Annotated in this window: 26 protein-coding genes and 1 pseudogene; 26 read left to right on the plus strand and 1 reads right to left on the minus strand. The window is 40.8% G+C overall.

What is annotated here, in order from left to right:
• Positions 1–13: 13 nt before the first annotated feature.
• The 26 genes and pseudogenes from paaA to BK584_RS18920 all read left to right on the plus strand — a co-directional run bounded on the left by paaA (position 14) and on the right by BK584_RS18920 (position 23,569).
• Positions 14–961 carry a 1,2-phenylacetyl-CoA epoxidase subunit PaaA gene (gene paaA / locus BK584_RS18800; protein ID WP_078394001.1) on the plus strand — a complete coding sequence of 316 codons (948 nt, stop codon included), beginning with the start codon at positions 14–16 and terminating at the stop codon, positions 959–961.
• Positions 962–973: 12 nt separating this feature from the next.
• Positions 974–1,324: a 1,2-phenylacetyl-CoA epoxidase subunit PaaB gene (paaB, locus tag BK584_RS18805; protein WP_078394002.1), complete on the plus strand. Its 351-nt coding sequence runs from the start codon at positions 974–976 to the stop codon at positions 1,322–1,324.
• Positions 1,321–2,124, plus strand: coding sequence for a 1,2-phenylacetyl-CoA epoxidase subunit PaaC (gene paaC / locus BK584_RS18810; RefSeq protein ID WP_078394003.1), 804 nt, complete (start codon positions 1,321–1,323; stop codon positions 2,122–2,124). Before paaB ends, paaC begins: the two co-directional genes overlap by 4 nt.
• 26 nt (positions 2,125–2,150) lie before the next feature.
• Complete coding sequence (gene paaD / locus BK584_RS18815) at positions 2,151–2,651, plus strand: 1,2-phenylacetyl-CoA epoxidase subunit PaaD (RefSeq protein ID WP_245808911.1); 501 nt, start codon at positions 2,151–2,153, stop codon at positions 2,649–2,651.
• Positions 2,652–2,741: 90 nt separating this feature from the next.
• Positions 2,742–3,044, plus strand: coding sequence for an EthD family reductase (locus tag BK584_RS18820; RefSeq protein ID WP_078394004.1), 303 nt, complete (start codon positions 2,742–2,744; stop codon positions 3,042–3,044).
• Between the two features lie 2 nt (positions 3,045–3,046).
• A complete protein-coding gene (locus BK584_RS18825; RefSeq protein ID WP_078394005.1) occupies positions 3,047–3,823 on the plus strand; it encodes an enoyl-CoA hydratase/isomerase family protein in 777 nt (258 codons plus the stop codon).
• Between the two features lie 5 nt (positions 3,824–3,828).
• The gene (locus tag BK584_RS18830; protein WP_078394006.1) at positions 3,829–4,596 is read left to right on the plus strand and encodes an enoyl-CoA hydratase-related protein; all 768 of its coding nucleotides are present in this window, start codon (positions 3,829–3,831) and stop codon (positions 4,594–4,596) included.
• 14 nt (positions 4,597–4,610) lie between these two features.
• Positions 4,611–6,128, plus strand: coding sequence for an aldehyde dehydrogenase family protein (locus tag BK584_RS18835; protein ID WP_078394007.1), 1,518 nt, complete (start codon positions 4,611–4,613; stop codon positions 6,126–6,128).
• A gap of 87 nt (positions 6,129–6,215) precedes the next feature.
• On the plus strand, positions 6,216–7,082 hold the full coding sequence (locus tag BK584_RS18840; RefSeq protein WP_078394008.1) for a 3-hydroxyacyl-CoA dehydrogenase: 867 nt from the start codon (positions 6,216–6,218) through the stop codon (positions 7,080–7,082).
• Entirely contained in the window at positions 7,079–8,287 is a 1,209-nt protein-coding gene (locus BK584_RS18845) for an acetyl-CoA C-acyltransferase (protein WP_078394009.1), read from the plus strand. The genes BK584_RS18840 and BK584_RS18845 overlap by 4 nt, the downstream gene beginning before the upstream one ends.
• Before the next feature lie 3 nt (positions 8,288–8,290).
• A complete protein-coding gene (locus tag BK584_RS18850; protein WP_078394010.1) occupies positions 8,291–9,067 on the plus strand; it encodes an enoyl-CoA hydratase-related protein in 777 nt (258 codons plus the stop codon).
• 75 nt (positions 9,068–9,142) lie between these two features.
• On the plus strand, positions 9,143–10,024 hold the full coding sequence (paaX, locus tag BK584_RS18855; RefSeq protein WP_078394011.1) for a phenylacetic acid degradation operon negative regulatory protein PaaX: 882 nt from the start codon (positions 9,143–9,145) through the stop codon (positions 10,022–10,024).
• A 5-nt stretch (positions 10,025–10,029) separates the two neighbouring features.
• Complete coding sequence (locus BK584_RS18860; RefSeq protein ID WP_078394012.1) at positions 10,030–10,989, plus strand: NAD(P)H-dependent flavin oxidoreductase; 960 nt, start codon at positions 10,030–10,032, stop codon at positions 10,987–10,989.
• 10 nt (positions 10,990–10,999) lie between these two features.
• The gene (locus tag BK584_RS18865) at positions 11,000–12,361 is read left to right on the plus strand and encodes a hypothetical protein (RefSeq protein ID WP_078394013.1); all 1,362 of its coding nucleotides are present in this window, start codon (positions 11,000–11,002) and stop codon (positions 12,359–12,361) included.
• 49 nt (positions 12,362–12,410) lie between these two features.
• A complete protein-coding gene (locus BK584_RS18870) occupies positions 12,411–13,763 on the plus strand; it encodes a sodium-dependent transporter (RefSeq protein WP_078394014.1) in 1,353 nt (450 codons plus the stop codon).
• A gap of 32 nt (positions 13,764–13,795) precedes the next feature.
• Complete coding sequence (locus tag BK584_RS18875) at positions 13,796–14,953, plus strand: Leu/Phe/Val dehydrogenase (RefSeq protein WP_078394015.1); 1,158 nt, start codon at positions 13,796–13,798, stop codon at positions 14,951–14,953.
• Positions 14,953–16,014: a pyruvate dehydrogenase (acetyl-transferring) E1 component subunit alpha gene (pdhA, locus tag BK584_RS18880; protein ID WP_078394016.1), complete on the plus strand. Its 1,062-nt coding sequence runs from the start codon at positions 14,953–14,955 to the stop codon at positions 16,012–16,014. Before BK584_RS18875 ends, pdhA begins: the two co-directional genes overlap by 1 nt.
• Positions 16,011–17,015, plus strand: coding sequence for an alpha-ketoacid dehydrogenase subunit beta (locus tag BK584_RS18885; RefSeq protein ID WP_078394017.1), 1,005 nt, complete (start codon positions 16,011–16,013; stop codon positions 17,013–17,015). The genes pdhA and BK584_RS18885 overlap by 4 nt, the downstream gene beginning before the upstream one ends.
• Before the next feature lie 14 nt (positions 17,016–17,029).
• Positions 17,030–18,289 carry a dihydrolipoamide acetyltransferase family protein gene (locus tag BK584_RS18890; RefSeq protein ID WP_180320515.1) on the plus strand — a complete coding sequence of 420 codons (1,260 nt, stop codon included), beginning with the start codon at positions 17,030–17,032 and terminating at the stop codon, positions 18,287–18,289.
• Positions 18,290–19,714 carry a dihydrolipoyl dehydrogenase family protein gene (locus BK584_RS18895; RefSeq protein WP_078394018.1) on the plus strand — a complete coding sequence of 475 codons (1,425 nt, stop codon included), beginning with the start codon at positions 18,290–18,292 and terminating at the stop codon, positions 19,712–19,714.
• Positions 19,715–19,731: 17 nt separating this feature from the next.
• A complete protein-coding gene (locus tag BK584_RS18900; protein WP_078394019.1) occupies positions 19,732–20,145 on the plus strand; it encodes a PaaI family thioesterase in 414 nt (137 codons plus the stop codon).
• Positions 20,146–20,493: 348 nt separating this feature from the next.
• A pseudogene (locus tag BK584_RS18905) lies at positions 20,494–20,865 on the plus strand (YdcF family protein); the annotation flags it as partial.
• Positions 20,862–21,014, plus strand: coding sequence for a hypothetical protein (locus BK584_RS24755; RefSeq protein WP_169871391.1), 153 nt, complete (start codon positions 20,862–20,864; stop codon positions 21,012–21,014). The pseudogene BK584_RS18905 and the gene BK584_RS24755, both read left to right, overlap by 4 nt.
• An 88-nt stretch (positions 21,015–21,102) precedes the next feature.
• Positions 21,103–22,245, plus strand: coding sequence for an MBL fold metallo-hydrolase (locus BK584_RS18910; protein ID WP_078394021.1), 1,143 nt, complete (start codon positions 21,103–21,105; stop codon positions 22,243–22,245).
• Between the two features lie 6 nt (positions 22,246–22,251).
• On the plus strand, positions 22,252–22,539 hold the full coding sequence (locus BK584_RS18915; RefSeq protein ID WP_078394022.1) for a DUF3006 domain-containing protein: 288 nt from the start codon (positions 22,252–22,254) through the stop codon (positions 22,537–22,539).
• A gap of 403 nt (positions 22,540–22,942) precedes the next feature.
• The gene (locus BK584_RS18920) at positions 22,943–23,569 is read left to right on the plus strand and encodes an N-acetylmuramoyl-L-alanine amidase family protein (RefSeq protein ID WP_078394023.1); all 627 of its coding nucleotides are present in this window, start codon (positions 22,943–22,945) and stop codon (positions 23,567–23,569) included.
• A 42-nt stretch (positions 23,570–23,611) separates the two neighbouring features.
• Here the strand turns inward: BK584_RS18920 and BK584_RS18925 are convergent, their stop codons facing one another.
• The gene (locus BK584_RS18925) at positions 23,612–24,322 is read right to left on the minus strand and encodes a hypothetical protein (RefSeq protein WP_245808912.1); all 711 of its coding nucleotides are present in this window, start codon (positions 24,320–24,322) and stop codon (positions 23,612–23,614) included.
• Positions 24,323–24,450 lie beyond the last annotated feature (128 nt).

Here is a 24,450-nt window from a genome sequence, read left to right on the forward strand (position 1 = left end):
AAGGGTGAAATACATGCATGTCATTACAGAAAGTATGACAGAGGAAGAACGTATGACAGTATTTATGACTCGAATTGAAGCAGGTGAGAAGATTGAAGCGGATGATTGGATGCCAGAAGAATATAGGGTCACATTAATTAAATTGATCTCAATGCATGGTATTAGTGAGATTATGGGAGCTCTTCCAGAAAAAGAATGGGTTCCGCGTGCGCCTTCCCTTTATAGGAAACTTGGCATTATGGCGAAAGTGCAAGATGAGATGGGGCACGGTCAATTGCTTTTGCGCGTAGTGGAAGATTTAATGAAGCCTTTTGGTCGTAACCGAGATGACCTAATGCAAGACTTGTTTACAGGGAAGCTGAAGTTCCATAATGTCTTTCACATGAAAACGAAAACATGGGCTGACGCGGGTATAATTGGCTGGCTTGTTGACGGGGCAGCTATTATTACACAAACGAATATGCTTGGTGCATCTTATGGTCCATATGCACGTGCGTTAAAGCGGATTTGCGCGGAAGAAGTTTTCCATGCCCAACATGGTGAAGCGATTATTATGGCTCTAGCAGAAGGCAACGAGAAACAGCGAGAGATGATTCAAGAAGCGCTTAATCGTTGGTGGGAACCGTTACTCATGTTTTTTGGACCAGCGAGTAAAGAAACAACTGGATCTTCCAAACAAGATGTGACGATTAAGTACAATATTCGCACCAGTACAAATGAAGAATTGCGGCAGCGGTTTTTAACAAAATATATTCCACGTGTTTTATCTCTTGGACTAAACATTCCTGATGAAACATTATTGTTTGATGAGGTAAATGAAACATGGACGTACCAACAACCAGACTGGAATGAATTTAAAAAGATTACTCGAAATGAAGGCCCATTTTCTCAAGAACGTTTAAACTTGCGTCGTGTCTCATACGACAATAATGCTTGGGTTCGACGTACGTTAGCGGAGTAGAAGGAGGATATAATGAACGAAAAAAACGGATTTTATAAAGAGTTTGAAGTATTCTCAAAACGAACCGATGCAGCACCTTTTACTCATCAATTTAGCTTGACTGCTCCGAATAAGGAGCTTGCCATAGTGATGGCGCAGGAAAATTTCATGAGAAGAGAACCAGTAACTGATATTTGGGTTGTAGAACGGGACAGCATTCGCGGACTTAGTAGTGAAGAAAAAGCGTCTTTGCAACGATTGGATAACAAAGATTATCGAAATACAAAGGGATATGGTTATTTAAAAAAGAAGTGGCGCAAATATGAACAACAAGCTCTAGATGAAAAAGAAATCATGTCTTGGCAGGGGGGCAAAAAGAAATGAATGAACATTTCGTATATGCTCATCGAGAAGAATTGATCAGCTTATTGCTACAACTTGCGGATGATGACTTTATTTATGCCTTTCGTGGAGCAGAATGGCTAGGGCTTGCCCCTCACATTGAAGAAGATGTTGCGTCGGCTTCCATTAGTCAAAACAGTATGGGGCATGCCTCTATGTTTTATGAATTGGCGGAAGAGCTTGGTCTTGATGAAGCGAATATTCTTGCTCATGCACGTCCGGCTAAAGAACGCCGGAATAGTATATTACTCGAGCGTGTAAATGGTGAAGGTTCTTATATGGGCACGCCAACGTATAACTGGGCCTACACTGTTGTCCGTAATTATTTTTATACACAAGCCAAGAAGATAAAGATGGAATCGCTTCGGTCAAGTTCTTACACACCGCTAATTGATGTAGCTTTGAAAGTGAATATGGAGTTACATTATCATTTGCTACACTGGCGAACTTGGTTTGTTCAGCTTGTTGGAGCAACAGAGGAAGCGAATGAGAAGATGGTTTCTGCAATAAAAGAGGTAATGGTTGATTTTGGAGATTTGTTTTCTTATGGCAAGGAGAGTGAAACGATTATTGCTGCAGGGTTAATTGAGTCTAGCGATGTTTTACTCGAACGTTGGAAGCAGCAGATGGAAAGTATATTTCACGTTGGCGGTCTTGATTTACATCTTCTTACTTTTAAAACAGAAAAGAATGGGCGTAACCAAGAGCATACAGCAGATTTAGACCAAGCAATTGCAACGTTAGCAGAAGTGTATCAAGTCGATCCAGCAGCAATCTGGTAATAAGTTGAAAGAAAGGAGCTTCTTTCATGGCGATTATTGAACATATGCATGTTGGGATAGATGAGGTAAGGAGAAAACTTGAAGAGGTAAAGGACCCTGAAATTGATACGGTCAGCATTGTTGAACTCGGGATGGTTGAAGCAATTGAAGTAAAAGAAGGCCATGTTGTAGTTAAAATCCTACCCACTTTTCTTGGTTGCCCAGCATTGCCCATTATCCAAAAAAATATTGAGCAGGTGCTTTGGTCTCTTAGAGGAGTAGTAAGCATTAATGTAAAGTTTATTCACTCACCACCGTGGACTTCCGATCGGATTAACGATGCTGGACGTAAGGGTCTAAAGAAATTTGGGATTGCCCCACCTCCACGGTTTGAAGAAGATGGATCTTGGCATGTTGATTGCCCTTTCTGTTTATCTACTTATGTGACAATGGAAAATCTATTTGGACCAACAGCTTGCCGGAGCATCTTATATTGCAAAAGTTGTAAAAACCCATTTGAAGCAATGAAACCTGTATCGACATTATAAAATGACTATTTACTTTGCTCAACAACGGTCCAATTACGGGCCTTGCTAAATCATAAAAAACAAATACGTATCTAAAGGGAGAGACAAACAATGGCAAAATTAATCGCACTTTACAAGCATCCGGAAGACAAGGCAGCATTTGATGAGCATTATTTTAATGTTCATGCACCAATCACAGAAAAGATACCTGGATTAAAAGAAATGAAAGTAACGAAGTTTACTGGTACCCCAATGGGAGATGGTTCACCTTACTATTTGATGTGCGAAATGGTATATGACAGCATGGATGATTTGAAAAGTGGCCTTCGTTCTGAAGAGGGGAAAGCATCAGGAAAGGATTTAATGAAATTCGCTGGTAAGTTGGTCACGTTAATGATCGGCGAGGATGAGTAATCGTGTCTGGCTATAGCCAAATTCAAACTTCAATTGAGGCCGGTGTAGCAAGAATTGAGCTGGATCGGCCCCAGCAATATAACGCTCTTAACCGGAAGATGGTCAGCGAGATAGCCAATGCGCTTGAATCATTTGATCGTAATGAACGTGTGGCTGTTGTCCTCTTATCTGGAAGAGGAAAGGTGTTTAGTGCTGGTGCAGATATTGACGAGATGATGAATGACAATCCCATCCATCTCGAATTACTTAATCAGTTTACGGATTGGGACCGGATCACAAAAATAAAAAAGCCAATTGTTGGAGCGGTTCAAGGTTTAGTTCTTGGTGGTGGATTTGAACTTGCATTAAGTTGTGATTTACTAATCTCTGCTGCTAAAACCGAATTTGCTTTTCCAGAAGTTGAACTAGGCGTGATGCCAGGCGCCGGAGGAACGCAGCGGTTGACTAAGCTTGCCGGTCGAACAAAGGCTTTGGAATGGCTGTTTACAGGAGAACGCATTTCGGCAGAAGAAGCACTTAAACATAACATCATCAATCGAATTGTTCAACCGGAAGTGTTAGAAGAAGAGAGTTTAAAGTTTGCTATGAAATTAGCACAAAAACCACCATTATCTCTAAGGCTGATAAAGGATGCTGTGAATCAGGCAGATCATACATCTGTTGAAGAAGGTATGCAATATGAACGCAAAAACTTTTATTTACTCTTTGCGTCAAACGATCAAAAAGAAGGCATGAAAGCATTTGTGGAAAAAAGAAAGCCGCGATTTGAGGGGAGGTAGCCAACATGGAACTCATAAATTACCTGGAAGAAGCTGGAGTTGCAACAATCGCTCTGAATCGCCCCGACTCTTATAATGCTCTTACAGCTCATATGCTTTCAGAGCTTAAACATGCATTTAAGAAAGCGGAATCCTCTTCTGACATAAGGTGTATTGTTTTAACAGGTAACGGTAAAGGGTTTTGTTCAGGGCAAGACTTAAATGAGGTCCCAGGCGATATCGATCATGGTGAAATGATCCGTACGAGTTATGCGCCTGTCATTAAACAGATGAAAGCATGTGAGAAACCAATTGTTGCAGCGGTGAACGGTGTAGCAGCGGGGGCTGGGTTTAGTTTGACCTTGGCATGTGATTTTAGATTAATGCATGAACAAGCAAACTTTATGAATGCGTTTATACATGTAGGGCTCGTTCCGGATTCGGGAAATCTTTTATTTTTGAGCCGTTTAATCGGAGAAGCAAAAGCATTAGAGTTAGCCATTCTTGGTAAGAAGGTTCAGGCGGCGGAAGCATTAACATTAGGGTTAGCAACTGAAGTCATAAAAGAAGAAGATTGGGATTTAGCATGTAAGCAATTTGCATCAAAACTCGCGGCAATGCCAACGCAAGCTATTGCCTTAATCAAGCGTTCGTTAATTCTAACTCATTTACAGTTAGACGCTTATCTTATTCATGAAGCTGATATGCAGAGAATTGCAGGTAAGACCTTTGATCATTATGAAGGTGTGGAAGCATTTAAGAAAAAAAGAAAACCTGTTTTTTCAGGATGCTAAAAGGAGAGGTAGAGATGACTGGAGCGACACAAACCACAATGGATACAACTGCGTTAAAAAGAGACATATATGGTCTTTTTATAAATGGGGAGAGCATTCTCAGTGAGAGTGGTAGAACGATGAACACGTATAATCCGGCTACTGGAGAGAAGCTAGCAGAAGTTGCGAAAGCAAGTTCAGTTGATGCGGATCAAGCGGTTGCTGCTGCACGTCATGCATTTGAAAATGGAAAGTGGAAGAAATATCCGATCGGTAAACGGGCAAAAGTTTTACATAAAATCGCAGATATCATGCGGGAACGATTTAATGAAATCGTCGAATTAGAAATTTTAGACACAGGAAAATCCTTAGCTGCAGCGCAAGGGCAAGTTACTCAGGCGATTGAGAACTTCGAATTTTATGCAGGTGCGATTGTCGGCCACCGTGGGACAGTTAATCCAATGCCTGGGCAATTTCATAATTATACAGAAAAAGAACCAGTAGGTGTTTGTGCACAAATCATCCCATGGAATTACCCGATTATGATGGCTTCATGGAAGATTGCTCCTGCAATTGCAGTAGGGTGTTCAATTGTTGTTAAGCCTGCAAGCCTAACCCCATTGACAGCAATTGTATTAGGAGAAATTTGTTCAAAAGCAGGTGTACCAGCAGGTGTTATTAATATCGTTCCAGGCTCTGGTTCAGAAGTAGGGAATTACTTAGTTGAACATCTAGATGTAGATAAAGTTGCTTTCACTGGTTCAACGCCAATTGGAAAAGACATCATGGCGAGTGCTTCGGAAACTCTAAAACGTGTCACACTTGAGCTTGGTGGGAAGTCGCCAAACCTTGTTTTTGAAGATGCTGATATCGATGCAGCAATAGCAGGATCATTGTTTGGTATTTTCTATAATACTGGGCAATCGTGTGAGGCGCGTTCACGTCTTTACGTCCATGAAAATGTGTATGAAGAATTTCTTCATAAGTTTGTTGAGAAAACTAAACAACTGAAGCTTGGAAATCCATTTGATGAAGGGACTCATATAGGAGCCATTATCGATGAAAACCAGCTGAAGGTAATTGACGGATATGTGAAATCAGCGAAAGAAGACGGAGCAGAAATATTGGCTGGTGGCAAACCGGCAATGATTGAAGGTTTCGAAAATGGCTACTGGTATGAACCGACAGTGATATCTGGAGTTACACATGAAATGACGGTGGTTAAAGAGGAAATCTTTGGACCTGTAGTCATAATCATGCCGTTTAAAGAGGAAAAAGAAGCGATCAAGTTAGCGAATGATACGGAATATGGGCTTGGTTCAGCGATATGGTCTACAAATGATGCTCGAATTAAACGAGTTGGTGGTGCGATTCGAGCGGGAATTGTCATGGTTAATTGTCCATTTTCTGCATTTCCTGGCACGCCGTTTGGTGGATATAAACAATCAGGATTTGGTCGGGAACTTTGTATTGAAACGCTTGACCTTTACACTGAAACAAAGAGTATTTTATCGTACTATGGCCAGCGTCCAATCAATCCGTTTGGCATTTAAACTAAAGAGGGGCTGACCGAATGGTAGCTCATTTTTATTAAAGGTTAGCAAAGCTGGATGCGATAAATGGAGAGGACGGTGTAAGAAATGAACGAAATTGTTGTAGTAGGTTCTGGTGTTATGGGGAGAGGAATCGCGTACGTTGCTGCAGCGAGTGGTTTTCCTACATCTGTTGTAGATGTTAGTGCAGATGCTTTAAAAAGTGCAGAAGAGGCTATTCATCAATTTTTTAGAAAAGGTGTTGCACGAGGGAAGGTAAGTGAGGAAGAGGCGACGGTAGCTTTAAGAAAACTGGCATTTACTCAAGATCTTGAAGCGGTTGCGAGATCTGCTGATCTCATCATTGAAGCAGTGCCTGAAAGGGCTAAATTAAAGCAACAAGTTTTTGAAATAGTAGGGCGATCTGCGAAAGCATCGTGCATCTTCGCGACGAACACATCAACAATGAGTCCGACAGAAATCGCATCATTCGGAGGAAGGCCAGAACGAACAATTGCCATGCACTTCTTTAATCCAGTTCATAAAATGCCTCTAGTTGAGATTGTTCGAGGGTTAGAGACTAGCGATGAAACTGTAAAATACATTGAGTCTATAGCACGATCGATGGGCAAAGAAACCGTCACAATTAAAGAGTTTCCAGGGTTTGTCACTAGCAGGATGAGTGCTCTTGTTGGAAATGAAGCTTTCTATATGTTGCAAGAAGGGTTAGGCACTGCAGAAGAAATTGATAAAGCGATTAAACTCGGCTTGAACTATCCTATGGGGCCATTTGAGTTAGCTGACCTCGTTGGACTTGATGCACGATTAAATAATCTCCGGTATCTTCATGAAAAACTTGGAGAAAAGTACCGCCCTGCGCCACTTTTAGAACAGTACGTAAAAGCAGGCCGACTTGGAAGAAAGTCAGGCAAAGGCGTATATGAGTACACGAATGAAGGGGCGGTCTCGAAATGAAGGAAGTTGTCATTATTGATGCCGTTAGAACACCAATTGGACGATATAAAGGTGGTTTAAAGAATATTCGTCCCGATGATTTAGGTGCAGTCGTTATCAGGGCATTGCTTGATCGAAACAAATTATTAGACCCTCATACGATTGAGGAAGTTGTGTTAGGGAATGCGAACCAGGCAGGAGAAGATAATCGCAATGTGGCACGGATGTCTGCGCTTCTAGCGGGATTGCCTGTTGAAAGTGCAGGAACAACAATCAATCGGCTGTGCGGATCAGGGTTAGATGCGATTTTATATGCTGCCAGAGCGATTGCCAGTGGTGATGGGGATGTGTTTATTGCAGGTGGTACAGAAAGCATGACCCGAGCTCCTTTTGTAATGGGCAAACCAGAAGTGGATTATCCCCGAGGAACGATGGAATTAATGGATACAACAATCGGTTGGCGTTTTACTAACAAAGCATTAGAGGAGCAATACGGTGCTGAATCAATGCCGAAAACGGCTGACAATGTCGCAGCAAGGTACGGTATCAAACGTGAAGATCAAGATCGATTTGCATTGTCGAGTCAAAAACGTGCAAAAGTCGCTATAAGTGGGAATCGCTTTACCGATGAAATCATACCTGTTTCCTATAAAGATCACAAAGGAAACGAAATTGTGATTAATACGGATGAACATCCTCGTCCAGAATCATCAATTGATAAATTAGCAAAATTAAAGCCACTGTTTCCAAATGGTACCGTTACTGCAGGGAATGCATCAGGAGTCAATGATGGTGCTAGTGCTTTGTTGCTCATGTCTGCGGAAAAAGCAAAAGAACTTGGCTTAAAGCCATTAGCTCGCTATGTGAGTGGGGGTGTTGCTGGAGTAGAGCCCACCGTGATGGGCATTGGACCGATTGATGCAACTGAAAAAGCCCTTTCTAGAGCTGGGTTATCCGTTTCTGATGTCGATCTCGTGGAATTAAATGAAGCATTCGCTGCACAAGCGCTGGCTTGTATAAATGAACTAGGGTTGGATCAAAACAAAGTGAATGTAAATGGCGGCGCCATTGCATTTGGCCATCCACTTGGGGCAAGTGGAGCACGAATTGTTACGACTCTACTGCATGAAATGAAAAAGCAGAAATCTCGTTATGGTTTGGCGACGATGTGTATCGGTGTAGGCCAAGGAATTGCTGGAATTTTTGAGCGAATCGAGGAGGAATAAACCTTGGAATCGGTTTTAGTTGAATATAAAGAATCACTAGCATACGTAACAATTAATCGACCTGACGTGTTGAATTGTTTTGATTATCAAACGTTAAAAGAGATGGATGACATAGTGAGTCGTCTAGCTATGTCATCAGAAATTCATGCAATTGTGTTTACAGGGGCTGGTGAAAAAGCATTCTCTGCTGGAGCTGATTTAAAAGAGCGTAAAACATTAACGTTAGAGGAAACAAGGAGAAACGTCGCATTCATTCAGCGAGTATTCCAAGCGATCGCAGAGTTGCCACAACCAACGATAGCTGCGGTAAATGGTTTTGCCCTCGGTGGTGGGTTTGAATGGATGCTTGCATGTGATTTTGCGGTTTGTACAGAAAATGCAGTGTTAGGACTGACTGAAACGAGCTGGGGCATTATACCTGGAGCTGGTGGTACACAACGTTTACCAAGAGTCGTTGGAGAAATGAAAGCAAAAGAATTAATTTTAACTGCTAAGCGGTTAGATGCTATGGAAGCCAAGGAGCTTGGGTTGGTTCTTTCTGTAGTTTCACAAAAACAACTTATGGATGAAGCAAGGGAATTAGCAATGGCGATGTTGAAGAACGCGCCGATCGCTTTGCGGCAAGCAAACTATGCGATTAAACAAGCTGGGAACGTCGATCTGCAAACGGGTCTTGCGCTGGAAGCAAAAGCGTATGAACTTACACTTCAGAGTGAAGATCGGAAAGAAGCGCTTCTTGCTTTCTCTGAAAAAAGAAAACCAGTTTTTTCTGGAAACTAGCATTGCGGATCGTCCCATAAGCGATATAATGAAATTGTATCAGCCGTTGAAAAAACGTTAGGAAGAGTGAGGCTTATGGGTGCAAATACGCAATCAATGATTTTTACTATATACGGAGATTATATACGCCATTATGGCAGCAAAGTGTGGATTGGAAGTTTAATTCAATTATTAAAAGAGTTTGGTCATAATGAGCAAGGCGTACGGGTTGCTGTTTCGCGTATGGTTAAGCAAGGGTGGCTCCAATCGGAAAGGCAAGGAGCAAAAAGTTTTTATTCCTTAACGCCACGTGGAGTCGACAGGATGGATGAAGCGGGCGATCGAATCTTTAAATTTGAAGAGCACGCCTGGGATGGAAAATGGCGTATGTTGCTCTATAAAATACCAGAAGAGCAAAGGCAAGTCCGTGATGAGTTGAGAAAGGAACTGTTATGGAGTGGATTTGGAAGTTTTTCAGCGTCGTGTTGGATTTCGCCAAATCCGTTAGAAAAACGGGTTGATGCGTTAATTGAGAAATACGAGATTGACGATTATGTTGATTTCTTTGAGGGTGTTTATAAATCCGAAAAGAATGACCAATTAGTAGAAAAAAGTTGGCCACTAGATGATATACAAGAAAAGTATGAGGCATTTATTATCCAATATAGCAGGTCATTTATTGCTCATCAAAGCTTAATGTATCGCAATGAGATGAGTGATGCAGAGTGTTTTGTCATTCGGACAAAACTTGTTCATGAATATCGAAAATTTTTATTTATTGATCCTGGTTTGCCAAAAGAGTTGTTGCCACCAAATTGGAATGGGAACGAAGCGATGCTTTTGTTTAAGCAGTATTATAAATTGTTAGCTGAACCAGCGAGTCGCTTCTTTGAACATGTCTTTAAACAAGATAATGATATGTGTCAAAAAGAAGAAGCGTATGACGCAAGTGATCATCCGTTAATTGTAAAAGAGTGAAAGGGGTGAAGGAGATGTTGAAACGACTAAATATCAAGTACCCTATTATTCAAGGTGGAATGGGTAACGTTAGTGCCCCTTCATTAGTCGCAAGTGTCTCTGAAGCTGGCGGACTTGGAACAATTGGTTGTGGCACAATGGAACCTAAAGTAGTCGACAGGCTCATCTTAGAAACAAAGGATCGGACAGATAAACCTTTTGCACTTAATATTCCTCTGTCAGTTAATGCACACTCTAAGGAACTAATGGATTTAGCGATTCAACATGATATTAAAGTGGTGTCTCTATCAGCGGGGAATCCGAATCCATATATTTCCATTCTGAAAGAAAAAGGGATTACAGTTATGGCTGTTGTAGCGAGTGTAGGTCATGCAACAAAGGCAGAAGCGGCAGGTGCTGATCTCCTTGTTGCAGAAGGATTTGAGGCTGCAGGCATTAACTCGCCAGTAGAGTTGACAACGTTTACACTTGTTCCGCAAATATGTAAGCATGTCAGTATTCCCGTGGTGGCTGCAGGAGGGATAGCTGATGGATATGGACTTGCGGCAGCTTTGATGTTAGGCGCCTCCGGTGTCCAAATGGGTACTCGTTTTATCGCGACAGAAGAAGCTCCGTACCATGCACTGTATAAAGAGAAAGTATTGCAAGCAACAGAACTGTCTACCATAGTTCTTGGTCGTCCTCATGGTCAAGTGCGACGTGTACTTAAAGGGGTTTACTCTGAAAAACTGTTGCAAGTGGAGTCAAGTCTAGATGACAAAGCCTATCGGGAGCATACGTCTGAACACCAACACCAACTTGGGGCGGTGAAAGGTGATGACACTAATGGATTTATGAATAGTGGGCAAATTGCAGGTTTAATAGATGATCTTCCTACAGTTAAGGATTTAATTAAATCGATGATGAATACAGCACGTCAACAGTTGGATAAAAAGCGAAAAGAAATAAGTGCGTTAACTGAATAAGGGGGAAACAATGGCGAAAAAAAGAGAATATGGAAAGGTTCATCCAGGTGTTAAGTGGGGACCTTTTACAATGAGGTTACCGGGGATACACGTGGAATGGAAGCTTACACAGTTATTACAAGGTGGGTTATTATTGCTTGCAACTTGTGGGTCTGTTACGCCACTTGCAATGAATTATTTTGATGTGTCATTTGAAGTGGCATGGACGCTCAGCTTGTTCTTTTTGTTTTTTGTTTTGGCTCAGACGATGTTTTTTGGTGATGTTTATGCGGGCGGAGGTATTACACCAGCTTTACCACTAACACTAATATTTATTGGAGCCTTTACACCTGGAGTTGAGGTTATTCAAGCACTTACTGCTTTATTCATACTTTCATCTTTACTGTTTGTTTTCTTTGGAATTACCGGTCTAGGTGCTAAATTTAACGAAATGGTTCCAAATGTATTAAAAGCGGGAATCATTATGGGAGGTGCGGTTGCTGCCTTTCAAAGTGAGCTTAACCGAATGCCGCAAATGCCATATTCAATCATTACAGCTTGGATTGTCGTCTTGTTTTTGTTTTATTCACTTCCATTTAAAAAAATGGCTGACACGAGGACGAAAATCTTTGTTGGAGGAAATGCTCTTTTGCTTTCATTAGTTGCAGCTGCTATTGTTGGATCAATTGCTGGGGAAGTGCACTTCGATATATCGTGGGGATTTTTTATTCCTCCTTTAGGAGAAACGTTTGCTGCCATGTCTGTATGGTCAATTGGTTTTCCTTCGCTTGGTCTGTTTATAAAGATGTTACCTCTCGGGTTACTTATTTACATTCTTGCTTTCAGTGATCTATTAATTGGAGATACGTTGATGAAGGATGCTGACAAAGTTAGGATAGATGAGAAAATTGACGTAAATGCTACGCGTAGCCACTATGTTCTCGCGGCAAGAAATTTATTGCAAGCACTCACAGTTGGTCCGCTTCTGTGGTTACATGGTCCCATTTGGGTGGGAGTGCAAGTTTTTTTGATTGAACGATATAAGCAAGGAAGACATGTAATGGATTCAATCTTTTCCGGACCTATGAATTTTTATATATTAGCAATACCTTTAGGTTTACTTATGCCGATTATTGGTATTATTACTCCCATGTTTCCTGTTGCATTGTCTGTCGCGCTTTTATTAACTGGATTTGCCTGTGCATATGTAGCTATGTCGATGATGGAAGATCAAACGACTGGTGGGATGATCTTAGCAATAGGAATGGTAACTGCATTTTTAGGACCTGCATGGGGTATTGTATCAGGTATAATTTTATACATACTACTAATAGGTATTCGGGCTAAGAAACATGAAGAAATTGAAGATAGCAATGGAAAAGAAATTTCTTAAGTTAAGAAATGTAAGCGTTTACTTGATATAATGTGAAAGGAGGTGAAAAATGGAAAAGCAGCAATGGACTTCAAAGTATGGATTTATTTTGGCAGCTGCTGGTTCGGCAATTGGACTTGGAGCGATATGGAAATTTCCATATGTGGCTGGAATAAGTGGGGGAGGAGCCTTTTTCCTTGTCTTTATTTTATTCACAGTTTTAGTTGGTTTGCCTTTATTAATCGGTGAATTTGTAATTGGACGAAGCACACAAAAAAATGCAGTTGATTCATATCGATCAATTGCACCTGGTACGTCTTGGCACTTGCTTGGACGTCTTGGTATGGTGACTGCTTTTCTCTTACTTTCTTTTTATAGTGTTGTAGGTGGATGGATCTTAATTTATATCTGGAAAACGATATCCGGACAGCTTTCAGATCTGCATGGAACAGAGTATTCTGCTCTGTTGAACGAGACAATTAGTGATCCGTTTATATCTGTATTCTTTCATTTACTCTTTATGGTAATGGTTATCGTCGTAGTGGCCAAAGGTATACAATCAGGAATTGAAAAAGCTAGTGTTGTCATGATGCCAGCACTATTTGTACTATTTATCATTATCGTTATTCGATCTGTTACGTTAGATGGTGCGATGGAAGGCATTTCTTTTCTACTTGTCCCAAATTTTGAAGGACTGACAAGTGAAGGTGTACTCTTTGCAATGGGGCAATCCTTTTTTGCTTTAAGTTTAGGAATTTCTGTAATGGTGACATACAGCTCCTATTTATCAAAAAAAGAAAACTTATTGCAATCAGCCGGAGCTATTGTTGTGATGAACTTTATTGTCGCATTACTGGCGGGTCTAGCTATTTTCCCGGCTGTGTTTTCGTTTGGACTCGATCCAGCAGATGGTCCAGCCCTCATCTTTGCGGTTTTGCCAACAGTATTTAATCAGATGCCCCTAGGAATGGTTTTCTTACTCGCTTTTCTCATCTTATTTTTGTTTGCTGCATTAACGTCTGCATTTTCGATGTTGGAAATCATCGTTGCAGCATGGACAAGAGGGAAAGAAAGCAAGAGGAAGAAAACAGTGTGGGTTATTGGTTTATGTATTTTTCTTGTGGGTGTACCATCTGCTCTTTCTTATGGCGTTTGGTCTGATGTGTCCATCTTTGGATTAATCATTTTTGATGCGGTTGACTTTTTGGTCAGCAATATTTTGTTGCCATTTGGAGCGTTATTAATTGCCATCTTTATTCCACTTAGGATGCAAAGAGAGGTACTTCTAGCAGAATTCACAACCGGTAATACGATAGGAAGAAAGTTGTTTGCTTCGTGGTTGCTTTTTATTAAGTACGTTGTACCAATCGCAATTTCACTTGTATTTTTACATGCGCTTGGTGCATTTGACTGGCTCATATAAAACAATAGATAAGAAAAGAAGGGATGGTTTTAATGAAGCTTAGCCCAGAGAAAGAAACAATAAAATGGGATGTATTTAATGAAATGTCGGAGCATGAACAAGTCGTCTTTTGTAATGATTCAAATAGTGGTTTAAAAGCAATCATTGCCATTCATGATACAACACTTGGACCTGCTTTAGGAGGGTGTCGAATGTATCCTTATGAATCAACAGAAGATGCACTTGAAGATGTCTTGCGCTTATCTCAAGGAATGACAAAAAAGTGTGCAGCAGCAGATGTTGATTTTGGGGGTGGGAAAGCAGTCATTATTGGCGATCCAAACACAGATAAATCACCAGAACTATTTCGGGCTTTTGGCCAGTTTGTTGAATCACTTCAAGGTCGATTTTATACAGGAACAGATATGGGAACAACAATGGATGATTTTGTTCATGCGATGAAAGAAACACGTTGTATCGTTGGAGTTCCTGAAGAATTTGGCGGCAGCGGTGATTCTTCAGTTCCAACCGCGGAAGGCGTATTAAACAGCTTGCGAGCCATCAATTATATTTTGGACGGAGAGGACACACTTGCTGGAAAAACATACGCAATCCAAGGTCTTGGCAAAGTAGGGTACAAAGTGGCTGTCCAATTAATAAAAGAAGGTGCCGATCTTTATGTGTCTGACTTGCAACCAGCTGTGTCACTAACTTTAAAAGAACAAGGAAAAGTCCTTGGGAGAGATGTACAAATCGTTGATGGTGATGCGATCTTTTCTGTGTCTGCCGATGTACTTGTTCCATGTGCAAGAGGAGGCATTCTAGACGATACAACGATCAAAGCGTTAAAAGTGAAAGCCATTGCAGGGTCTGCAAACAATCAATTGAAAGAAGAGAGGCATGGAACGCTACTGCAACAAAGGGGTGTTTTGTACGCACCTGACTATATTGTGAATGGTGGTGGCCTCATTCAAGTTGCTGATGAATTGTATGGTGGGAATAAAAAAAGAGTAGTTGCGAAAACACAGGCGATTTATCATTCCGTCATTGAAGTGTTGCAGCTGGCGAGTGAGAAGAACATATCAGCTGTAAAAGCCGCAGATGAATTAGTGGAACGAAGAGTGGAGAGTCGTTCTACAAGGAATAGTTTTTATACAAATAGCGTAAAGCCTAAATGGGCAATCCGCCGAGAGAAGGGGATGTATAAGTAATGACAGATTATCCATTGTATCAGTGCATTGATAAAGAAGGTCATTGGGTGGGGGAGGATGAAAGATCTACTCAAGAAGATCTGTTCACTTTTTATCGTCATATGCTTCGAATTCGTACATTTGATAAAAAAGCAGTTACACTCCAACGTCAAGGCCGATTAGGTACTTATGCGTTATTTGAAGGTCAGGAAGCGGCCCAAGTTGGAAGCGCCCTGGCACTTGATGGGCAAGATTGGTTATTCCCGACATATCGCGACCATGGAGCTACACTTACGTTTGGAGCGGATATGGCTCGTACATTCCTTTATTGGAATGGTCGATTTGAAGGGTGTACTCCACCTGAAGGCAAAAATATCTTTCCACCTGCTGTACCGATTGCTACGCAAATTGTTCATGCAGTAGGTGTTGCGATGACTGAAAAACGCTTAGGATCTGGCAAAGCATCGATAGCTTATTTTGGTGATGGAGCGACCTCTGAAGGAGATTTTCACGAAGGGCTTAATTTTGGAAGCGTATTCAAAACACCTACAGTTTTCTTCTGTCAAAATAATGGTTTCGCGATATCGGTGCCAATGGAGAAGCAGATGAATTCAAAAACGATTGCTCAAAAAGCGGTTGCTTATGGCATTCCTGGTGTGCGTGTAGATGGGAATGATTGTATCGCTGTTTTTAGAACAGTGCAAAAAGCACTTGAACGAGCTCGGGCGGGAGAGGGACCGACATTAGTTGAAGCAGTTACTTGGCGTTATGGTGCTCATACAACGGCAGATGACCCAACAAAATATCGTGATCAAGCACAAAGTATTGAGTTCCGGAAAACAAATGATCCACTCACTCGTTTAGAGAAGTATATGAAAGAGACAGGTGTTTGGGATGAGGAGTGGTTTGCTCAGCTACAAACGGATCTTTCAAATGAAATCAATCAAGCGGTTGAGGAAATGGAGGCATTCCCTAAACCAGACGTAAATAATTTATTTGACCATGTATTTGCAGAGCCGGTATGGCCAATAGCAGAGCAGAAATCTCATTATATGGATCATTTAAAGGGAGTGATTTCATGATTAACTTAGAAAAACAAAGCAAAACAAAACAGATGACGCTTGTGCAAGCTGTAAATGACGCATTGAGAGTAGCGTTAGAATCAGATGCGAATGTACTTTTACTTGGAGAAGATATTGGCCGAAATGGTGGTGTGTTCCGCGCAACAGACGGCTTACAAGAAGCTTTTGGCGAAGATCGAGTCATTGATACACCTCTTAGTGAATCAGGTATCGTTGGTACTGGGGTAGGTCTCGCTATTTCGGGGTCAAAGCCAATTGTTGAGATGCAGTTCATGGGTTTTATTTATCCTGCATTTGAACAGATTATGACCCACGTCACACGCATCCGCATGCGTTCGATGGGCACTTACTCTGTACCAATAGTTATTCGTGCCCCATATGGTGCAGGCATTCGTGCGCCTGAAATTCATTCTGATTCTGTTGAAGCGTTTTTTACACATATGCCTGGGATAAAGGTGGTTTGTCCGTCTAGTCCAGCTGATGCGAAAGGATTATTGCTCGCCTCTCTTGCTGATCCTGATCCTGTTTTATTTATGGAATCTTTACGACTGTATCGTGGTGAGAGAGAAGAAGTACCAGTGGAGGGGTATGAAATAGAAATAGGAAAAGGAAAAAAAGTTTTGGAAGGCAATGATGTAACGTTGCTTGCTTGGGGAGCGATGGTTCCGATTATCAAGAAGGCTGCATCCACAGTCGCTAAAGAAGGTATTTCCTGTGATGTGATCGACTTACGGACGCTTTTTCCTCTTGACCGCGATATGATTGCCGAATCTGTTCAAAAAACTGGAAAAGCAGTTATCGTTCATGAAGCCCATTCTACAGGCGGTTTAGGCAATGACCTTGTTACTTTAATCAATGACACGTCGTTTCTTTATATGAAAGCACCAGTAGAGCGAGTAACTGGATTTGATGTACCGCCTCCACTCGGTTCCCTTGAAGATCATTTTCTGCCAACAGAATCGCGTGTTATTGCTGCCATAAAACGAGTGATCCAGTTTTAAAAGGAGGGATTAGGGTGATTGAAGTCAAGCTTCATGATATTGGGGAAGGTATGTCCGAAGGAGAAATTCTCCATTACTTTATAAAAGTCGGCGATACAGTCAAAATGGATCAACCATTAGTTGAAGTGCAAACGGATAAGGTAGCAGCTGAACTTTCTGCGCCGAAGGCAGGAATTGTTAAAGAAATACTTGCTGAGCCAGGAGAAACAGTAAAAGTGGGAACGACACTAGTTATAATTGAAGAAGAAGGATCAAACAGTCTACAGTCAAAGAAACCTGTTCAAATTGACAGAGGTAAAGAGAAGGTTCTAGAAACTGGGGGAAAGGCACAAGTAGCTACTGTAGCAATGGAAGATCGAACTCACTTACGACGAGTGCTCGCGTCTCCATATACAAGGAAAATTGCGCGAGAAAATGAGATTAATATTGAAGAAGTTGTAGGGACTGGACCAAATGGACGTGTGCTTGATCAGGATTTATATGCCATTTTAGAGGGGACTAAACAGCCATCTAGGCAAAAGAAAACAGAAAAATTAATGCCAGAGTTACGCTCAAGTTCTTATTTTAGTGAGCCGAAAGTGGAAGTACGGACAATTCCATTTATAGGGCGACGAAAACAAATCGCCGTCAAAATGACTGAATCAGTGTATACGATTCCTCATGTAACTCACTTTGAAGAAGCAGAGCTTACATCATTAATCGATTTGAAGAATTTGAGTAAAAAAGACGGGGTCTCCTTTTCTTTAAGTGCTTACTTTATAAAAACGCTAGTTATTGCATTAAAAGAACACCCTATCTTTAATTCTACTCTTGATGAGAAAAATGAAGTTATCCGGTTACACGATGATTACCATATTGGTCTTGCTACGAATACACCTGATGGGTTAATCGTTCCTGTTTTAAAGCATGCTGATCAAAAGTCTATCTTGCAGATTGATGAAGAGATGAAAAAATTGACTCGTCGAGCACAAAACAATGAATTAAAAGGCGAGGATTTACGTGGGGGTACATTTACCATTAGTAATGTAGGACCACTTGGTAGTACTGGAGCAACACCAATTATTAATGCTCCACAAACAGCGTTGCTTGCCATTCACAAAACAAAGCGTAGACCAGTCGTAACAAAAGACGATCAAATTGCGATTGGTGAAGTGATGACGATGTCGATGTCGTTTGATCACAGGATAGCGGATGGTGCTCAAGCTGTTGCTTTTACAAATCGGTGGGTTGAAATGCTTGAGGACCCAAAACGGCTAATAATGGAGTTGGTTTAAGTGGTTGTAGGAGAGCTTGCACAGGATCGGCAACTTGTCGTTATTGGAGGTGGACCAGGAGGATACCACACAGCAATTCGCGCAGCACAACTTGGATTAGAAGTTACATTAATTGAAAAGAAACAGCTCGGTGGTGTTTGTTTAAACAAAGGTTGTATTCCATCAAAAGTTCATACGCAAGCGGCGGATGTATGGCAAAAAACAAAAAAGGGAAATGTTTTTGGAATTCCAGTGCAGAACAACCAGTTTGATTGGGAACAACTCCAAAAGCATCAATCAAAAGTCGTTAAACACTTAAGGCAAGGTGTTGAACAGCTTTGCAAAGCACATAAGATTGAATTCGTTACAGGTGATGCCTCGTTTCTATCTAATGATCGGATCGGTGTTGAAAATGGCCATCAGTTTGATGTATACCGATTCAAATATGCAGTTGTAGCAACTGGTCATCAACCTGTGTCTTTACAAGAAAAAAATGAGCGAGTGCTCAGTGCCCATTCCCTTTATCAGCAAAAAGAGCAACCAGAAACACTTATTGTGATTGGAACAGATTTGTATGCACTGGAGGCTGCTTTTAGTTACCAGGTTTTAGGAACTAGTGTAACGTTGCTTATGAACGATGTTCTAGAACTCGAACCTGAAATCGAAAAAGAACTTTGGCGATCAGCAAAAAAAGCAGGAATCACGGTTAAGAAAAATGTGGTAGTCCAAGGGTTTGAACCAAGTGATGAAGCAGTTACTGTTCTTTATGAAAAAGGCGGTAAAACAGATAGTATTGTTGCTAGCCATGTGTATGCCTCTTCCGAATGGAGAGGAAATACGGATGACATTGGTTTGGAGCGAATTGGTGTAAAGCTGAATGAATCTGGCTATATTTCAGTATCAACCACCCTGCAAACCAACATCTCTTCTATTTATGCGATTGGTGATGTCATAGGGATTTCACAGCTCGCTACAACTGCAATCAGACAAGGGAAAGTACTTGCAGAGCTATTGGCGGGGAAGAAGTCTGAATGGGACGGCACTTTTTGTCCAATTGTATACCGGACGCAACCTCCAATAGCTACTGTTGGTTGGACATCGATACAAGCACAAAATGCGGGACGTGATGTTGTTATTAGTACATCACCATTTCGGAGTAATGGGTACGCAACAGTGAATGGTTCGACTGATGGTATTTGTGTTCTAGTGAAAGATGAAAAAACAGATGAAGTTCTTGGTGTACACATGATGGGTGAAGGTGCAGCAGAACTAATTTTTGCTGGTACATTAGGACTTGAAATGGGGGCACGTGATGAAGACTTCGTCTTTCCGATGTATCCTCACCCAGGGTTCGGTGAGGTTATGATGGAAGCCGCGGAAGGGTGGCAAGGACTTGCTATTCACCAAGCTCCGGTAAAAACAGCGAAGCAAGCGAATCCTAATTAAACGATGGGAGGAATAGGATGTCACATCACTTAATGGACGTGATAGTAGAAGGTAAAGAGCCTCCTCCGTGTGATACGATGATCGGGGTAGAAATGGGAGAAGTTCACGGGGGTAGAGCAGTTGGTATTTGGAAGCCAACAAAGGAAATGCTTAATGGGAATGGCGTTATAATGGGAGGGTTTGTTTCATCGGCCGCAGATGTTGTTATTGCCTATGCCATTTCATCAATGGTCAATGATAAGCAAACATTTGCTTCAGTGAATTTAACTGTATCCTTTCATCGTCCCGCTTTGCCAGGGGAAATTATGATCGAAGCAATAGTTGGAAAATTCGGTAAGACAATGAGTTATGTAACAGCTGAACTTTGGCAGAATGAAAAATTTGTTGCAAGCGCAGTTTCGTCTATTCTCGTTCAAGAAGTAAATGACTGATTTATGTAATCTAGGCGCTTTTTCTGTTATCAGGAAGAGCGCTTTTTCTATAAAAAGCAGGAATAGAGTCGTCTGAAGCGAATGACGTTTGAAGGGCTTTGCATGATCGTCGTAGTAAGGCACGGTGAAACGGATTTAAATATAAAGGTAGACTAGAGGGGGCCTTTAAATGATGCAGAAATTGCTCAACAGATCTGGATATACAGTTGAGCGATCAGACATTTGAATACATCTTTTTTCTCCACAAGAAAGTGCTGTTCAGAGGGCGGGGATTATTACTAGGAAACAAGAAACAAGTAATAGTTGATTTGGAATAGACAATAGAAATAGAAACCTCTTGAAGCTTATCATAAAGGATTAGGTAAGCGGGTAATTGTGACGGGTGGAACAAGTTCGGCAGGATTGAAACATACAGCATGGCAGGGTGGAATCAAATCAGAAGCAGCATTCATTGTGGAGAATCTAATGAAGTTTGGTGTACCTGACAGCCGTATTGTTTCAGAGCAAAAATCAAAAAGTTCGATTGAAAACGTTAAAGAAGCGCTAAAGATAGTTGATTTTTCTACAATGCATAGCCTCCTTTTTGTTTGTAAAAATTATGCAACGGGTAGACAACTGCGCGTATTAAAAAAATATCTACCAGCAAAAATTGAACTAATTCCCTATCCATTTGTTACATGTTTTGTCAATGCATCCTTGCTTACTGAAGCTCTTGGATGAAAACAGATAAAAACAAGTCGATTGTTTTTGGTGAGTACTTGCGCAACGTTATCTATGGAAGGATTGGAGTCATTGAGTCACCTAAAGAAACAGCCAAAGGTCTTGAAATGTATGAAGCGTATTATTTTGAAAAGATGAGTTGGAGGTAAGGGGTCCGGTATATTTCTAATTGATGATAGAGCTTATTTGTTTAGTCATGGTAAACTGAATGAATGATTTTAGACATAGGAGTTTAACATGACAAAAAACATAGACAAGTATCTCATATTATTACTAGTACTTTTTTTCTTTACGGGTTGTACCCCGGAACATGTTCAAGAAGATCTTTCAGTTAAAAAGCAAGAAAAGAACGAGCAGGAATTAGAAGATCTTCGCGCCCATTTTATTGATGTTGGTCAAGCTGATGCGACTTTCGTAGAATACGTGGAAGGCAATGAAGAATATCGAATTTTAATTGACACCGGCGATTGGAACGTAACAAATGTTGTGGACTATTTGAAGGCTCAAGAGGTAACAGAAATTGATTTGGTTGTTGCGACTCACCCTCACGCAGATCATATTGGTCAGCTAGCAGACGTGATTGAAGAATTTGAGGTATTAGAGGTATGGATGTCGGGTGATTTAGCAGAGACACAAGTGTTTGAGCGGGCTTTAGACGCGATTGCTGCAAATGATATAGATTATCACGAGCCTCGCTCAGGAGAAAGGTATGAGATGGGAACCGTCAGTATAGAAGTCATTCATCCAACCGAGGTGACTGGTAACCTAAATAACGGTTCGATTTCAATAAGGCTTGAATATGGCGACGTTTCTTTCTTGTTTACAGGGGACGCGGAAATAAGTGCTGAAGAAGAGATGATTGCTAGAGAGCATGAATTGGCTTCAACGATTTTAAGCGTTCCACATCATGGTTCCGATACCTCTTCGTCTATAGCATTTCTTGAAGCCGTTGTTCCAGAAATCGCTGTTTATTCAGCGGGAAAAGATAATTCTTACGGTCACCCTCATGAAGAGGTTTTAACTAATTTAGAGGCGAGTGGCGCGATTATATATGGAACAGATCGAGATGGAACAGTCTTGGTTGAAACAGATGGAGTCAATTATGAAGTTCTTACGAAAACAGAACAAACGATAACCCCTGATGCAAAGCCAAATGATGAACGTGCAAGTGAAGAAATTATGCCTGATAGGTGCATCGATATTAACAGTGCTTATGCATCAGAATTAGAAGAGATAATTGAAATTGGACCAGAGCGTGCCTTGGAATTAATGGAACTTAGGCCTTTTGTGTCAATCGATGATTTAAAGAAATTAACAGGCATAGGTGAGGCGCGCATTGGAAAAATAAAAGAACAAGGACTTGCATGTATAGGGGGATAAATAGAAATGATGGCACTTGGAATCATTGATCGTTTTTCAGATCAAAAAAAAGCAGTGGTGTTAGTTGACGAATTAAATAAGCAATTTATTATAGACCAGAGTGATCTCCCTCAAGGCTGTCAAGTAGGAAGTAGACTTAATTTAGAGTTAACTGATGACCAATCTGAAATCCGTTTGATACGTATGAATCGTAATCAAACGGATGCTAAAAAACAAGCGATTAAAGATAAGATGGAAAAACTGCAATTGAAGGGAAGAGAAAACGGGAAATTAAAGCGAAGAGATAAAAGATAGCCGTGTTCTTTTCGTTTTAATCACTTAATGATTTTGTCTATAGAATGTTACCTATATAAAAAAAGAGATTGGGAAATTGGAGCATTGTTTTTCTTGAATATGAGAGTTTTGACTTGTTTTCTTGAAAGGGAATGGGTTTTAAGGCATATTTAGTTGGGAAACAGTAAATGTTCAACGACCAGACTTCAGTACTAGGGGAGAATGAATCGGTTTCATTTAGCTGTTATCATTTGAAATATATCCATCAAAAAGCATAGGTTTTGCTATTATTCTTGGTTATTTTACGGAAAATGACAGGATTCTATTAATTTAGTGGTGACTTGCTTCAAGTACCTTGTTCCACTCGTTTCTTTCTCTTAGACTAGTTTTAATTAGAGGCTAATCGTGAGAAGGAGTCGAGCGTATGTACATAAAAAAAAGAGTAGCAATATGTGGGATAGCTTTAATAGCTACTTTAAGTAGTTGGTCTCTATCAAATTCGATTGCTAAAGCAGATGTATCTGGAAAGACGATCGTGATCGATCCAGGGCATGGTGGCAATGATCCTGGGGCTGTAGCAAACGGTTTGGAAGAAAAAGAAGTTGTCCTAGATGTTGCGGTGCAAACTAAGCAAATGCTAGAAGCAGCTGGGGCAGAAGTGTTAATGAGTAGACAAGCAGATACGTATATTGGTTTAAATGAGCGGGCTCAAATGGCAAACGCTAATCAAGCGGATACGTTTGTTAGCATTCATGCAAATGCGTGGGAACAACCAAGTGCAAATGGCACAGAAACGTATCATTTCCCATCGAGTGTACAAGGAAGAGCGCTTGCAGAGTCACTTCAAAATGAGTTAGTTGTTGAATTGGGTCGAACGGACCGAGGCGTCAAATCAGCTAATTTTAATGTGTTAAAACAAACAGTAATGCCAGCAGCTCTAGTGGAATTAGCATTTGTGACAAATGTTGAGGAAGCAGAGCTAATGAAGACGGCAGCTTTCAGGGAGCAAGCAGCAGAAGCGATTTATCAAGGTTTAATGAGCTATCATTAATCACGAAGGGAGGAAGCAGTTAGCTATGCTTCCTCTTCTTTTTTACCAATTAAATATAGCTTTAAGTGTAACCAATGTGATTGCATATAAAATGGAAGAAAGCAAGAATGTAGGTAAGTGTGCATACTTTTCTTCTGGCAACTCTTTGCTAATCACGTTAAAAATCATTGCACCAGAACTAAATGCAATCATTGAGTCAACAAATAGACCTGAAGATGGTCCAAAAAATCCGGCAATTGAACCAATTAAAGTGGCTGAAGCCAGTACCCAACGCCCTAAACGGTGATGGAGAGCCTGACTATCAATACCTAAGTGATAAGAGATTCCAATAAAGTGAAGTCCGATTGCTAATCCATAAAATAAAGCTTCTATTGTTTTTACATCAGATGAGAAGACAATATAAGAGATCATGAATGCATAAAAAGCAAAGAAGCCAACTTGAACTAAATAAATGGTTTCTGGCGTCATTTTCTTAGCGCGTTTTGTTTTGGCGAATTTATAAACAGTGTAATAAACAAGCAAACCAATTAAGCCTAAAAAATAAAGCTCTGAATCAAGTGCAAGGTTTCCTCCAAGTTTATCTTGTTCTTCGTGCATCGTAGGCAAAAGATAGACAAAAACATAGGAAATGGCGACCCCGCCTGATAAAGAAAGCAATTTCTTCTCACCAATTGGTGTATTTATTACGATTTTTAAGGCATATAGCTGAATAGTAATGAGAGTTATGCCAATAATGAATGATTCTATTGTCATCAAGTGTCCTCCTACAGTACGTAAAACGTGATGTTGTTATATACCCGGAGCAAGACAAAGAGCAACATGAAAGTTTTGTTAAGGAAGTGTGTAAAAGTAAGACTCATTTTTAATGGGGAATTGGTTGA

Origin of the sequence: Shouchella patagoniensis (assembly GCF_002019705.1) — a bacterium.
In the GTDB taxonomy this organism is placed as follows: Bacteria; Bacillota; Bacilli; order Bacillales; family Bacillaceae_D; genus Shouchella; species Shouchella patagoniensis.